We start from the raw sequence: 12,928 nt of genomic DNA, 5'->3' as shown, positions 1-12,928 counted from the left end.
CCGGTCACTGTCCCACGGGCCGCAGGCGCAGCCCCTGCATGCCACCGTCGACGGCGAGGGAGGTGCCGGTGGTGGCGCCGGACAGCGGACTCGCCAAGTAGGCGACGGCGCCCGCGACTTCGGTGGCGGAGACGAGCCGCCCGGTGGGCTGGCGGGCTTCGAGTGCGGCGCGTTCGGCGGCCGGGTCGTCGGCCCGGTCGAGGAGCCGGCCGATCCACGGGGTGTCGGCGGTGCCGGGGTTGACGCAGTTCACGCGGACGCCCTCGCGGATGTGGTCGGCGGCCATGGCGAGGGTGAGGGAGTACACGGCGCCCTTGGACGCGGAGTACAGGGCGCGCTGCGGGAGCCCGGCGGTGGCGGCGATGGAGCAGGTGTTCACGATCGCGGCGTGGTCGGACGCGCGCAGGGCGGGCAGGGCGGCGCGGGTCACGCGGACCATGCCGAGGACGTTGATGTCGAGGACGCGGTGCCATTCGGCGTCGTCGTTGTCGGCGACGGTGCCCTGCGCGCCGATGCCCGCGTTGTTGACGACGACGTCGAGTCCGCCGAGGTCGGCGACGGCCGCGGCCACGGCGGCCCGCACCGCGATGTCGTCCGCGACGTCGGCGACGTATCCGCGCAGCGGCTTGTCCACGGCGCTGATGTCGAGGTCGAGGACGGCGACGTCGGCGCCGCGCGCGGCGAGCAGGTCGGCGGTGGCGCGGCCGATGCCGCCGGCGCCGCCGGTGACGAGCGCCTTGAGGCCGGCGAAGTCCTGGAGGGTGTCGGTCATGCTGCGGCTCCGTTCGCGTGGTCGGTGGTCTGGGTGGCGAGGTCCTTGGCCCAGAACTCCCCGTCGGGGTAGGTGAATGCGGCGATCGACTCCGGGCGCATCGTGGCGGAGAAGCCGGGGGCCCGTGGGGCCGTGTAGTGGCCGTCGCGGATGACGACCGGGGCGAGGAAGTGCTCGTGCAGATGGTCGACGTACTCGATGACGCGGTCCTCGGTCGTGCCGGTCAGCGCCACGTAGTCGAACATCGACAGGTGCTGGACGAGTTCGCACAGGCCGACGCCGCCCGCGTGCGGGCAGACGGGGACGCCGAACTTGGCGGCGAGCAGCAGGATCGCGAGGTTCTCGTTGACGCCGCCGACGCGGGCCGCGTCGATCTGGAGGATGTCGAGGGCGCCGGCCTGGAGGAGCTGCTTGAACACGACGCGGTTCTGGACGTGTTCGCCGGTGGCGACCTTGACCGGGGTGACGGCGGTGCGGATCGCCGCGTGACCGAGGATGTCGTCGGGGCTGGTGGGCTCCTCCACCCAGTACGGGTCGAACTCGGCGAGGGCGCGGGTCCAGCGGATCGCCTCGTCGACGTTCCAGCGCTGGTTGGCGTCGACGGCCATCCGGATGTCCGGTCCGACGGCCTCGCGGGCGGTGCGGCAGCGGCGGATGTCGTCGTCGAGGTCGGCGCCGACCTTCAGCTTGATCTGGGTGAAGCCGTCGGCGACGGCCTGCCGGGCGAGGCGGGTGAGCTTCTCGTCGGAGTAGCCGAGCCAGCCGGGGGACGTCGTGTAGCCGGGGTAGCCGCGCTCCAGGAGGCGGGCGGTGCGCTCGGCCGCCCCGCGTCGGCCGGACCGCAGGAGTTCCAGGGCCTCTTCGGGGCTGAGCGCGTCGGCGATGTACCGGAAGTCGATCTGCGCGACGAGCCACTCGGGTTCGGCCTCGGCGAGCAGCCGCCACAGGGGCGTGGCGGCGCGCTTGGCCGCGAGGTCCCAGACCGCGTTGACGACGGCCCCGATCGCCATGTGCATCACGCCCTTCTCGGGCCCGAGCCAGCGCAGTTGGCTGTCGCCGATCAGGTCGCGGTTGAGGCTGCCCGGGTCGGCGCACAGCGCGTCGAGCGGGCGGCCGACGACGTGGTGGCGCAGGGCGTTGATCGCGGCGACCTGGACGTCGTTGCCGCGGCCGATGGTGAACGTGAAGCCGTGCCCCTCGTGTCCGTCACCGGCGTCGGTGCGCAGCACGACGTAGGCGGCGGAGTAGTCGGGGTCCGGGTTCATGGCGTCGGAGCCGTCCAGTTCCCGGGAGGTGGGGAACCGGATGTCGTAGGTGTCGACTGCCGTGATGCACGGGGTGGTCGGGGGCACGGATCGCCTTTCGGGCAGGGGGCCGAGGGTCGGCCGGGGTGGTGGCGTCAGTCCTGGGCGCGGCCGGTCGTCACGCGGGCGATCATCAGGGCGAGCAGGATGATTCCGCCGTAGATGGCCTGGATCCAGAAGGACGGCACCTGGGCGAGGGTGAGCAGGTTCTGTACGACGCCGAGCAGGAGCACGCCGGTGAGGGCGCCGAACATGGTGCCCTTGCCGCCGTCGAGGCTGATGCCGCCGATGACCGCCGCGGCGAACACCGTGAAGATCATGTTGTTGCCCTGGTTGGCGCTGATCGCGCCGACGTACCCGGTCTGGATGATGCCGCCGACCGCGGCGAGCACTCCGGCGACGACGAACACGCCGAGCATGACGCGCTCGACGCGGATCCCGGCGGCGCGGGCGGCGTCGGCGTTGCCGCCGATCGCGTACAGGGCGCGCCCGACGCGGTGGTACTTGAGGATCAGACCGGCGACGGCGAACGAGACGGCCGCGAGCCACACCGACATCGGGATGTGCAGGAACGTGGTCGTCGCGAGGGAGAAGAACGCGTCCGGCATGCCGAAGAGCGTCTTGCCCTTGGTGGCGCCGACGAGCAGCCCGCGCAGCACGATGAGCATCGCGAGCGTCACGATGAACGCGTTGAGCTTGAACGTGACGACGAGGATGCCGTTGAAGGCGCCGATGACGCCGCCGGCGACGAGGATCGCCACCAGGGCGAGGGCGACGGGGAACTCGGTGCCGAATCCGGACTGGGCGACCGGAAGCAGCAGCAGGGCGCCGAAGGCGGGCGCGATGCCGACGACGGATTCCAGGGACAGATCGAACTTTCCGGTGATCAGGACGAGGGACTCGGCGAGGACGACCATCGCGAGGGCGGCGGAGGCGCCCAGGATGGAGATGAGGTTGTCCTCGGTGAAGAAGGTGTCGTTGACGATCGCGCCGAGCACGACGAGCAGCAACAGGGCGGGGACGAGGGCGAGTTCGCGGGCCCTGCGCAGCAGGACGCTCTTCGCGGCGCCCGTCGGCGGGGCGGGGCGTGGAGTGCGGGTCGGGGTCGAGGCCGACGGGGCCTTGGTGTCAGCCATGGTGGGCTCCTTTGAGGTCACTCGTCCTCAACGCCCTCGATGGAGGCGATGAGGTCGTGGTCCGACCAGCCGGCCGGGTGCTCCGCGACGATCCGGCCGTGGAAGAGGACGAGGACGCGGTCGCCGCGGCGCAGGTCGTCGAGTTCGTCGGAGACGACGAGGACGGCGGTGCCGTCGTCGCGGGCGTGGTCGACGCGGCGCAGCAGTGACTCCTTGGACTTCACGTCGACGCCTGCGGTGGGGTTGATGAGGATGAGCAGGTGCGGGTCGCTCGCGAGGGCCCTGGCCATGACGACCTTCTGGGCGTTGCCGCCGGACAGGTCGGAGACCGGCTGGTCGGGGCCTTCGGCGTGGATGTCGAGGCGGTCGATGAGGTCGCGGGCGACGGCACGCTTGCGGTCGGTTCCGACGAATCCGTACCGGCCCAGGCGGCCGAGGACGGTCATCGTCGCGTTGTCGCCGATGGACATGCCGGTGACGAGGCCCTGGTCGTGGCGGTCGCGCGGCACGCATCCGACCCCGGCGGTCAGCGCGGCCGGCACGTCACCGAACGGCAGCGGCCGCCCGTCGAGCAGGGCCGTGCCCGCGGTCGGCGTGTGCAGCCCCGCGAGCGACTCGGCGAGGGCGATCTTTCCACTGCCGCTGGATCCGGCGAGGCCGACGACCTCGCCGCGGCGCACGGTCAGGTCGATGGCGCGATAGGTGTCCGCGCTCAGCCCGCGGACGTCGAGGACGACCGGGGCGGCCCGGTCGGCGACGGCCTGGTCGACGACGGCCTCGGCCGCGGCGGCGGCGGCTTCCGCGACCGCCTCCCCCGCCATGGCCTCCACCAGCGCGGGGCGCGGCAGTTCGGCGACCGGCGCCGTGGTGATCCAGCGGGCGTCGCGCAGCACGGTGACCGTCTGGCAGACCTCGTACACCTCCTGGAGGTGGTGCGAGATGAACAGGAAGGTCACGCCGGAGTCCTGGAGGGCCCGCATGCGTGTGAAGAGCCGGTCGATCTCCTTGTTGTCGAGCTGCGCGGTGGGTTCGTCGAGGACGATGAACCGGGCGCCGCCGCTCAACGCCCGTGCGATCTCGACCATTTGACGGTCCTCGACCTTGAGCTCGCTGGTGCGGGCGGCCGGGTCGACGCGGATGTCCCAGGTGTCGAGGAGTCTCTCGGCCTCCGTGTGGAGCCGCTTCCAGCTGAAGAAGCCGCGGCGGGCTCCGGGCTGCCGGTTGATGAAGAGGTTCTCGGCGACCGTCAGCTCCGGTACGACGGTGGGCTTCTGGTAGACGCAGGCGACCTTGGAGCGCCAGGCCTCGCGGTCACCGAGGGCGGGCGCGGGCGCGCCGTCGAAGAGCAGCGTGCCCGCGTCCGGGGCCTGGAGCCCCGTCAGGACGGTGACCAGGGTGGACTTGCCGGCGCCGTTCCGCCCGACCAGCGCGTGGGACTCGCCCGCGCGCACGGTCAGGCGGCCGTCGGCGAGGGCGACCGTGGGCCCGTACCGCTTGGCGATGCCGCGGGCCTCGACCAACGGCGGTGTCGTGGCCGTCATTTGACCGTGTTTCCCCACAGCTCGGGGTCGTCGACGTTGTCCTTGGTGACCAGCGGCGCGGGCAGCTGGTCCTCAAGGATGCCGTTGGGCAGCTTGACGATCTCGGAGCCGTGGTCGGTCGGGCCGGGCTCGAACGTCTTCCCCCGCATCGCCGCCTTGATGTAGTACATGCCGTACTTGGCGTACGAGTCGGCGGGCTGCGAGACGGTGGCGTCGATCTGGCCCTTGCGGATGGCGTCGAACTCCTGCGGGATGCCGTCGTTCGACACGATCGCGATGTGCCCGGCGGTGCCGGCCTTCTTCAGGAGCCCCTTGGACTTGAGGGTCTGGAGGGTGGGCGCGAGGTAGACGCCGCCCGCCTGCATGTAGATGCCCTTGAGGTCGGGGTTGGCGTTGAGGAGGGTGTCCAGCTTGGAGGCGGCGGTGTCCGACTCCCACTTGGCGGGGATCTCCAGGACCTTCAGCTTCGGGTACGTCGACTTCACGCAGTCGCGGAAGGCCTTGGAGCGTTCACGGCCGTTGACCGAGGCGAGGTCGCCCATGATCTGCACGACCTTGCCCACCTTGACCTGCTTGCCGAGGTACTCGCATGCCTTCTCGCCGTACGCGACGTTGTTGGCGCGGACGACCATGGCGACCTTGCCCTTCTCGGGCGCGACGTCCACGGCGACGACGGGGACGCCCTTGCGTTCGGCCTGGTCGAGGCCCGCGGCGATGGCGGCGCTGTCGAGGGGCGCGACGACGAGGCCCTTCACGCCCTGGTTGAGCTGGTTGTTGATGTCGGTGATCTGCTGCGAGGGATCGCTGTTGGAGTTGACCGTCTTCAGCGCGTCGACACCCTCGGACGTCGCCATCTTCGGCACGTAGTCGTTGTACGACTGCCAGAACGGCGAGGTCAGCAGGGGCAGGATGACGCCGACCTTGCCCTTGCCGTCGCCGCCTCCCCCGCCGGCGGCACCTGCCGCGCCGTCCTTGGTGCTGCCGCACGCGCTGAGGGTGAGGGCGGCGCACCCCAGCAGGGCCGCGACGCGCAGCGCTCCCGCTCTCGAAGTCCTGGAGACCTTCGTGCTCTTCGTGCCCTTCGTGGTGCCAGTCATCGGACCGCTCCTCGGCTCCGGAGGTCAGGGACCGCGGCCGGGTGTTGCCCGTCCCGAACCGGCCGCGCCGAGATATTTATCAGACCACTTTGCTCGAACAACACCCTTCGGCGTCAATTTCCTTCGGGTTTTACGCCTCTGAGACCCTCTGGAGCCTCAGAAAGGTCCGACCACCTCCGTAGTGGTCGGACCACTTCGCTGGTTAGACTGCGGCGCATCCGGCCGGAGGAGGACGTCATCGTGGAGCAGACCGCCCCCCAGAAGGGCACCGTCACGGAGCGGGCGATCGAGCAGATCAAGGCGATGATCGGCGGCGGCAGTCTGGAGCCGGGCCAGCGCCTGCCCACCGAGCGGGACCTGGCCGTGCAGCTCGGCATCTCGCGCTCCTCGATGCGTGAGGCGATCCGGGCGCTCACCGTGCTCGGCGTCCTGGAGGCGCGGCACGGATCGGGTATCTACGTCACGCAGCTGGAGGCCGGTGACCTCCTGGAGACGTTCGGGGTCGTCGCGGATCTGTCCCGCGGGCCGCAGCTCGTGGAGCTTCTGGAGGTGCGCCGGATCCTGGAGTCGACGGCGACGGCGCTCGCCGCCGCGCGCATCACGCGCCCCCAACTGGCCGAGGTCGAGGAGCACTTGGCGGCGATGGAGGCCACGGACGACCCGGAGGAGATCCTCTCGCACGATCTCGCGTTCCATCGGGCGATCGCCGCGGCGGCCGGCAACGACACGATGGCGGCGATCCTGGAGGGCCTGTCGTCGCGGACGTTCCGGGCCCGGGTCTGGCGGGGCTACCAGGAGGAGGGCGCGTTCGAGCGGACGCGGCGCGAGCACGCCCGTATCCACCGCGCGCTCGTCGCCCGCGACCCGGAGGCGGCGCGCGCGGCGGCGGCCGCGCATGTGGGTGAGGTCGAGCAGTGGCTGCGCACCCAGCTCGACCGGCCGGCGTCGGCCGAGGAGCGGTCCTAGGGTCTTCCCTCGGGCCTGGGCCCGCGCTTCGGTCCGGGCTCGGGGCTGTCCTTGGCCGGGTCCGCGGGCAGTTCCACGGTCACCCGGAGTCCGCCGGCGGGGCGCGGGGCGAGCGTGAGGGTGCCGTCGTGGGCCCGCGTGATCCGCTCGACGATGGCCAGGCCGAGGCCGACGCCCGCCTGGTCGGTGTGGATGCGGTCGGCGCCGCGCCGGAACGGTTCGGTGAGGGTCGCGACCAGCTCGGGCGCCAGTCGCTCGCCGGTGTTCTCGACCGTGAGCACCACCGTCGTCGGCCGGACGGCGGTCGTGACCCGCACCGAGCCCGTCTCGCCCGCGGTGTCCTCACCGCCCGTCTCGGCGATGTTGTGGACGATCGCGTTGTGCACGAGGTTCGTGGTCAGTTGCAGCAGCAGCGCCGGCGAACCGGTCGTGGGGGCGATCTCGCCGGAGGTCTCCAGCGCGATGCCGTGCTTCTCCGCGAGGGGCAGGAGCGTCTCGGTGGCCTCCTCCGCGAGGAGCGAGAGGTCGACCCGCTCCCGGGCGAAGGCGCGCTGGTCGGCGCGGCTGAGCAGCAGCAGCGCCTCGGTGAGGTCGATGGCCCGGGTGTTGACGGCGGCGAGCCGGTCGAGGAGTTCGCGGGGGTCGCGGTCGGGGTCGGCGCGCGCCACGTCGAGCAGGGACTTCGAGATGGCGAGCGGGGTGCGCAGTTCGTGGGAGGCGTTGGCGGCGAACCTCCGCTGCTCGGCGACGTGCGCTTCGAGCCGGGCGAGCATCGTGTCGAAGGCGTCGGCGAGTTCACGGAACTCGTCGTCCTTGCCCGGCAGCCGGATCCGGTGCGAGAGCGATCCGTCGGCGGCGGTGCGGGTGGCGTCCGTGATGCGGTGGAGCGGGGCGAGCATGCGGCCGGCGAGGAACCATCCGCCCCCGAGGCCGAACACCAGCAGGCACAGCATGGTGAAGGCGCCGACCGGAGCGAAGGCGCGCAGGGTGGAGCGCTGGGCTTCGGGCGGGAAGACGAACCCGAAGTGCGGCACGCGCGTCAGGAACACCCACCCGGCCAGGAGCATGAGGACGCCCGCGACCATGAGGAATCCGGCGTAGCTGAGGGTGAGCTTGAGGCGGACGCTCAGTCCGGGCTCCCGGTCCACGGCCGTCATCCCCCTTCGTCCCGCCGCGCTTCGATGCGGTAGCCGACGCCCGGCACGGTGGCGATGATCCAGGGTTCGCCGAGGCGCTTGCGCAGCGCCGACACGGTGATGCGCACGGCGTTGGTGAACGGATCGGCGTTCTCGTCCCACGCCCGCTCCAGGAGTTCCTCGGCGCTGACGACACCGCCGTCGGCGGCGACGAGGACGTCGAGCACGGCGAACTGCTTCCTGGTCAGCGCGACATAGCGGCCGTCGCGGTAGACCTCTCTGCGGAACGGGTCGAGCCGCAGCCCCGCGATCTCCCGGACCGGGGGTCTGATGTGGGCGCGCCTGCGGTCGAGTGCGCGGAGCCGGAGCGTGAGCTCCTGGAGCGCGAAGGGCTTCGTGAGGTAGTCGTCGGCGCCGAGTTCGAAGCCGGAGGCCTTGTCGTCGAGGCGGTCCGCCGCGGTGAGCATGAGGATCGGCATCCCGCTGCCGGAGGCGACGATGCGCCGGGCGACCTCGTCGCCGGAGGGGCCGGGGATGTCACGGTCGAGGACGGCGATGTCGTACGTATTGACGCTCAGGAGCTCCAGCGCGGTGTCGCCGTCGCCCGCGATGTCGGCCGCGATGGCCTCCAGCCGCAGGCCGTCGCGGATCGCCTCCGCCATATAGAGCTCGTCCTCGACGATCAGCACACGCATGCTCCCGATGCTAAGAGCGGCCGCATATCGTCGGCGTATCGAAATCCGCATACGGGCCCACAACACCGCGCCGCCTTGACTGCCGGTATGGCTCGAACCCCTCTCTCGGCACGGACGCCGACGCGTCGCACGCGCCGCCTCGTGCTCGGCCTGACAGGCGTCACGGCGGCGATCGCCGTGGTGCTCGGCCAGCAGTGGCCGGCCTCGCCCGACACGTCCACCCGCGCCTCTCCGCCGACGCGTGCCACCGCGCCCTCGCCGTCGTCCTCCGCCTCCTCGGCTCCGTCGCCCATGGAGTCCACGCGGCCCGAGCACCGGGGGCCGCCGAGCGTGGCGGACGGTGTCGTGCCCGACGGCGTGACGGTCTTCGACGATACGGTCCCGGCGGTGGCGCACCTCGATCCCGCCCTGCTCGCGGCGGTGCGCCGGGCGGCGGCCGACGCCGGGAGCCGCGGCGTGGAGTTCTACGTCAACAGCGGCTGGCGCTCGCCCGAGTACCAGGATCACCTGCTCGACGAGGCCGTCGCGAAGTACGGCTCCGCGGAGGAGGCCGCCCGCTGGGTGGCCACCGCGGCGACCTCGCCCCATGTCTCGGGGGACGCCGTCGACCTGGGGAAGTCCGACGCGACGGCATGGCTGTCCGCGCACGGCGCCGCCTACGGGCTGTGCCAGATCTACCGGAACGAACCGTGGCACTACGAACTGCGCGCCGAGGCGAGCGACCAGGGATGCCCGACCATGTACGCCGACCCCACGCAGGATCCGAGGATGCGACAGTGACCACGAGTGAACAAGACCGGACGACGGTGCGGGACGCCGATCCGGCCCGGACCGAAGAAGACGGTGCCGGGCCGTCGCGCCCTCGCCGGGCGCTGCACGCCCTGTCCCGGCCGGGCCCCTGGCGGCGGGGCCGGGTCCTCGCCGCGTTCGCGCTGCTGCTGGGCCTGGTGATGCTGTCGCACGCGCGGATCCCGAACGGGTTCAAGAACCTCGGCAGTCTCGTGGAGACGTTCCTGCCCTGGTTCGGTCTGTTCGTCCCCGTGCTTCTGGCGGCGGCGCTGTGGCGGCGCTCGGCCACCGCGGTCGTCGCGCTGCTGCTCCCCGTCGTGGCCTGGCTGAGCCTCTTCGGCGGGCTGCTCGGCACGTCCTCCCACGCGGGCGGCGACCTGACCGTGGTCAGCCACAACGTGGGCGCCGAGAACCCCGACCCGATCGGCACCGCACGCGCGCTGGCCGCCTCCGGCGCGGACGTCCTCGCCCTGGAGGAGATGACGCCGAAGGCCGTGGTCACGTACGAGAGGGCACTGGCGACGGCGTATCCGCACCACGCCGTCCTCGGCACGGTCGGGGTGTGGAGCAAGCTGCCGCTGTCGCACACCGAGCCGCTCGACGCGTCGGTCCTCCAGGGCATGTTCGGGCCGCTGGGCGAACGCCAACCGGTCGACGCCTCGTCCGACTCCATCCGGGCGATCCGCACCACGGTGACGACGGATCGCGGGCCCCTCGCCGTGTACGTCGCGCACCTGGGGTCCGTGCGCGTCAATCCGCGGGCGGGTCTGTCCACAGGGCAGCGGAACGCCGCCGCCGATGCGCTCGCCCGGACGATCGCCGACGAGAAGATCGAGCGGGTGGTGCTGCTCGGCGATCTGAACGGCACCATGGACGACCGCGCGTTCGACCGCCTCACCTCGGAGCTGGACTCGGCGCAGGAGGTGGCCGGGGACGGCTTCGGGTTCACCTGGCCCGCCGCGTTCCCGATGGTCAGGATCGACCAGATCCTCGTCCGGGGCGTCACGCCCGACAGCGCGTGGCTGCTGCCGAGGACCGGCAGCGACCACCGGCCGGTGGCGGCGACGATCAGCTGGTGACCACCGCGGGCCGCGGCGTCCGACTCACCCGTCCCGGGTCGGCGCCGCGGCCGCCAGCGCCGAGAGCAGCAGGTCGAGCGCCGCCTCGAACGAACTGCCCGCCATGAGCGGCAAGTGCCCGCGCACCGCGGCCAGTTGGGGGTGCGTCTCGGCGGACAGACCGGCGTACACCCCTTCCCACGCCCGGTCGTCCGCCGCTCTGCGTTCCACCGGCAGCGCCAGGTGCGCGGCGTCGAGCGCCGCGTGGCCGAGGACCGTGTCGACGAAGGCCGAGTAGTGCCGTACGGCGTCCTCGTCCGAGAATCCGGCCCGGCGCAGCAGTCCGATCCCCGCGTCCACGGCCCGGAACTCGTGGACCCGGCGCGTCACCCGGTACGCGGCGAGCGCCGCGACCCGCGGATGCTCCCGGTAGCCGCGGTGGATGCGCAGGGCCAGCTCCCGCAGCCCGTCGCGCCATGCCATCGTGTCCGGCTCGAAGCCCCGCGTCGTCTCGCCGATGATCCGGTCGGCGACGGCGAGCAGCAAATCGTCCGTGTTGTGGAAGTACCGGTACAGCGCGCTGGGGTCGCAGCCGAGCGCCGCGCCGAGCCGTCGCACGCTCAGCGCGTCGGGCCCGTGCTGCCCGACCAGGCGCAGCGCGCAGTCCACGATCACGTCCTCGGACAGCAGCACTCCCGACTTCGTCGGCTTGCGGCGCCGCCGCTCCTCCGGAATGCGCCCTTCGACCATCCCGCCACCCCTTCCGCAGACACCACAGAGACCGCCGGTGCCAAGGGCTCCGCCGCCCCGCACCCCCTTATGTCAACACCATTGACGCAATGCTGACAACCCCGGTTTGATCACAGCCTCCTCCCCCACGCATGTCTCTTCCGTTCCCCAGGAGCCTGCTCATGAGAAGCGAACCTCCAGGTCTGCGACGTTCTCTCGGCGTCGTCGACGGCATCGCGATCGCCGCCTCCAGCACTGCCGCCACGACGAGCATCGGGATCGGCATGGGGTCCCTCGCCGCGACCGTGGGACTCCAGGCTCCGGCCATCCTGCTGGTCGCCTTCGTGCCGATCCTCGGCATCGCGACGGCGTACGCCCGGCTGAACCGGCACGAGCCGAACATGGGCAGCGGCTATGTGTGGGTGGGCCGCTCGCTCGGTCCCTGGCTCGGCTTCCTGACCGGCTGGGTCACGCTGGTCGGCACCCTGGTCTTCATGGCGTACACCAGCGCCGTGACCGGTTCGGTGTTCCTCCAGTTCGCCAACAAGGCTCATCTGCACACGGTGTTGGGGCTCGATCTGGACCCGAACTCGACGGCCCTGTCCACGGTGGTCGGCCTGCTCGTGCTGACCGCCGTCACCGTCACCGCGGTCACCGGGGTCCGCAAGGCGACCCGCCTCCAGACGTGGCTGCTCGTCTTCGAGTACGCGGTGCTGCTCGGCTTCTGCGGCTGGTCGCTGATCACCGGGTCGCACGCCTTCCAGTGGTCGTGGCTCAACCCGTTCGACATCCACGACGGCACCGCCTTCGCGCAGGGCCTGGTGCTCGCGGTGTTCTTCTTCTGGGGCTGGGACGCCGCGTTCAGCGTCACGGAGGAGACCAAGAACGTACGGGACGCGGGCCGCGGCGGGTTCATCGCCCTGTTCACCATGCTCGCGCTGTTCCTGTACGGGTCCGTGGCGTTCCAGCGCGAGATGTCGCTGCCCGAACTCCTGGAGCAGGGCCCGCAGGCCCTCACCTATCTCGGCGCGAAGCTCGCCGACGAGCCGTGGGCCAGCCTGCCGCTGCTCGCCCTGCTGTTCTCGGCGGTCGCCTCGCTCCAGGCCAGCGTGATCCCGACGGCGCGGGGTCTGCTCGCGATGGGCCGGGACCGCACGATGGGCCAGGTGTGGACGCGGGTGAGCCCGCGCTACGGTTCGCCGGCCGTCGGCACGGTCCTCGTGATGTCGATCGCGGCCGCCGTCTCCGTGCTCGCGCTCGCCATCCCCCGGCTCAACGAGATGATCCTCGCGGCCGTGAACTCCATCGGTCTGACCGTCGCCCTCTACTACGGCCTCACGGCCCTGGCCTGCGCGGTCCGGTTCCGGCCGCTGCTGCGCACGGCGCCGCACGAGGCACTGCGCGCGGTCATCGCCCCGGGACTCAGCGGGCTCGCGCTGCTCGGCATCGGGGCGTACCTCGCGAAGTCGTACGTGACGATGAGCGACGACTTCGAACTCAGCCCGGACAACGGGTGGTTCATGCTGTCGGTGCCCGCCGCCATCGTCGTGTCCGGCCTGGTGATGGCCGCGATCGCCAAGTACCGGCGGCGCTCGCCCTACTTCGCGACGGGGCGCGGCACCGATGCCGCCGCGCCGGCGCCGGCCCCCGAGGTCCCGTAGCGCCGGAGTGTCGTAGCTCTGCAGTGCCGTAGCGGTCCCGACCT

Annotated in this window: 12 protein-coding genes; 4 read left to right on the top strand and 8 right to left on the bottom strand. The window is 71.7% G+C overall.

The window, feature by feature from the left end; genetic code table 11:
- Positions 1 to 4: 4 nt before the first annotated feature.
- The 5 genes from V2W30_RS35785 to V2W30_RS35765 are packed head-to-tail and all read right to left on the bottom strand — an operon-like array spanning position 5 to position 5,850.
- Positions 5 to 772, bottom strand: a complete 768-nt coding sequence (locus tag V2W30_RS35785) for an SDR family oxidoreductase (RefSeq protein ID WP_338702753.1) — start codon at positions 770 to 772, stop codon at positions 5 to 7.
- Positions 769 to 2,124 (bottom strand): L-fuconate dehydratase, encoded by a 1,356-nt coding sequence (locus V2W30_RS35780; RefSeq protein WP_338702752.1) that lies wholly within the window; start codon positions 2,122 to 2,124, stop codon positions 769 to 771. The genes V2W30_RS35785 and V2W30_RS35780 overlap by 4 nt, the downstream gene beginning before the upstream one ends.
- A 47-nt stretch (positions 2,125 to 2,171) precedes the next feature.
- Entirely contained in the window at positions 2,172 to 3,212 is a 1,041-nt protein-coding gene (locus V2W30_RS35775; RefSeq protein WP_338702751.1) for an ABC transporter permease, read from the bottom strand.
- A 17-nt stretch (positions 3,213 to 3,229) separates the two neighbouring features.
- Positions 3,230 to 4,753 (bottom strand): sugar ABC transporter ATP-binding protein, encoded by a 1,524-nt coding sequence (locus V2W30_RS35770; RefSeq protein WP_338702750.1) that lies wholly within the window; start codon positions 4,751 to 4,753, stop codon positions 3,230 to 3,232.
- Entirely contained in the window at positions 4,750 to 5,850 is a 1,101-nt protein-coding gene (locus tag V2W30_RS35765) for a sugar ABC transporter substrate-binding protein (protein WP_338702749.1), read from the bottom strand. The genes V2W30_RS35770 and V2W30_RS35765 overlap by 4 nt, the downstream gene beginning before the upstream one ends.
- A gap of 240 nt (positions 5,851 to 6,090) precedes the next feature.
- Here V2W30_RS35765 and V2W30_RS35760 point away from each other — a divergent pair, with 240 nt between their 5' ends.
- Positions 6,091 to 6,816: a FadR/GntR family transcriptional regulator gene (locus V2W30_RS35760; RefSeq protein ID WP_338702748.1), complete on the top strand. Its 726-nt coding sequence runs from the start codon at positions 6,091 to 6,093 to the stop codon at positions 6,814 to 6,816.
- Here the strand turns inward: V2W30_RS35760 and V2W30_RS35755 are convergent.
- Together V2W30_RS35755 and V2W30_RS35750 are read right to left on the bottom strand one after the other, a co-directional pair.
- Positions 6,813 to 7,973: a HAMP domain-containing sensor histidine kinase gene (locus V2W30_RS35755; protein WP_338702747.1), complete on the bottom strand. Its 1,161-nt coding sequence runs from the start codon at positions 7,971 to 7,973 to the stop codon at positions 6,813 to 6,815. The genes V2W30_RS35760 and V2W30_RS35755 overlap by 4 nt on opposite strands.
- The gene (locus V2W30_RS35750) at positions 7,970 to 8,647 is read right to left on the bottom strand and encodes a response regulator transcription factor (protein WP_338702746.1); all 678 of its coding nucleotides are present in this window, start codon (positions 8,645 to 8,647) and stop codon (positions 7,970 to 7,972) included. Before V2W30_RS35750 ends, V2W30_RS35755 begins: the two co-directional genes overlap by 4 nt.
- 87 nt (positions 8,648 to 8,734) lie before the next feature.
- Between V2W30_RS35750 and V2W30_RS35745 the strand changes: the two genes are divergently transcribed.
- Entirely contained in the window at positions 8,735 to 9,427 is a 693-nt protein-coding gene (locus V2W30_RS35745) for a M15 family metallopeptidase (protein WP_338702745.1), read from the top strand.
- Complete coding sequence (locus V2W30_RS35740) at positions 9,376 to 10,515, top strand: endonuclease/exonuclease/phosphatase family protein (RefSeq protein ID WP_425244638.1); 1,140 nt, start codon at positions 9,376 to 9,378, stop codon at positions 10,513 to 10,515. The genes V2W30_RS35745 and V2W30_RS35740 overlap by 52 nt, the downstream gene beginning before the upstream one ends.
- A 24-nt stretch (positions 10,516 to 10,539) precedes the next feature.
- On the opposite strand, the gene V2W30_RS35735 is transcribed toward V2W30_RS35740, so the two are convergent.
- Positions 10,540 to 11,244 (bottom strand): TetR/AcrR family transcriptional regulator, encoded by a 705-nt coding sequence (locus V2W30_RS35735; RefSeq protein WP_338702743.1) that lies wholly within the window; start codon positions 11,242 to 11,244, stop codon positions 10,540 to 10,542.
- A 161-nt stretch (positions 11,245 to 11,405) separates the two neighbouring features.
- Between V2W30_RS35735 and V2W30_RS35730 the strand changes: the two genes are divergently transcribed.
- Positions 11,406 to 12,884: an APC family permease gene (locus V2W30_RS35730; RefSeq protein ID WP_338702742.1), complete on the top strand. Its 1,479-nt coding sequence runs from the start codon at positions 11,406 to 11,408 to the stop codon at positions 12,882 to 12,884.
- Positions 12,885 to 12,928: the final 44 nt, after the last annotated feature.

This window comes from Streptomyces sp. Q6 (assembly GCF_036967205.1).
Lineage (GTDB): Bacteria > Actinomycetota > Actinomycetes > Streptomycetales > Streptomycetaceae > Streptomyces > Streptomyces citrinus.
This window is presented reverse-complemented; position numbering and strand designations above follow the sequence as displayed.

Coding starts and splice junctions, on each gene's coding strand:
- V2W30_RS35735 (WP_338702743.1), bottom strand. CDS start 11,244: ATGGTCGAAGGGCGCATTCCGGAGGAGCGGCGGCGCCGCAAGCCGACG.
- V2W30_RS35750 (WP_338702746.1), bottom strand. CDS start 8,647: ATGCGTGTGCTGATCGTCGAGGACGAGCTCTATATGGCGGAGGCGATC.
- V2W30_RS35745 (WP_338702745.1), top strand. CDS start 8,735: ATGGCTCGAACCCCTCTCTCGGCACGGACGCCGACGCGTCGCACGCGC.
- V2W30_RS35765 (WP_338702749.1), bottom strand. CDS start 5,850: ATGACTGGCACCACGAAGGGCACGAAGAGCACGAAGGTCTCCAGGACT.
- V2W30_RS35730 (WP_338702742.1), top strand. CDS start 11,406: ATGAGAAGCGAACCTCCAGGTCTGCGACGTTCTCTCGGCGTCGTCGAC.
- V2W30_RS35775 (WP_338702751.1), bottom strand. CDS start 3,212: ATGGCTGACACCAAGGCCCCGTCGGCCTCGACCCCGACCCGCACTCCA.
- V2W30_RS35755 (WP_338702747.1), bottom strand. CDS start 7,973: ATGACGGCCGTGGACCGGGAGCCCGGACTGAGCGTCCGCCTCAAGCTC.
- V2W30_RS35740 (WP_425244638.1), top strand. CDS start 9,376: ATGCCCGACCATGTACGCCGACCCCACGCAGGATCCGAGGATGCGACA.
- V2W30_RS35785 (WP_338702753.1), bottom strand. CDS start 772: ATGACCGACACCCTCCAGGACTTCGCCGGCCTCAAGGCGCTCGTCACC.
- V2W30_RS35770 (WP_338702750.1), bottom strand. CDS start 4,753: ATGACGGCCACGACACCGCCGTTGGTCGAGGCCCGCGGCATCGCCAAG.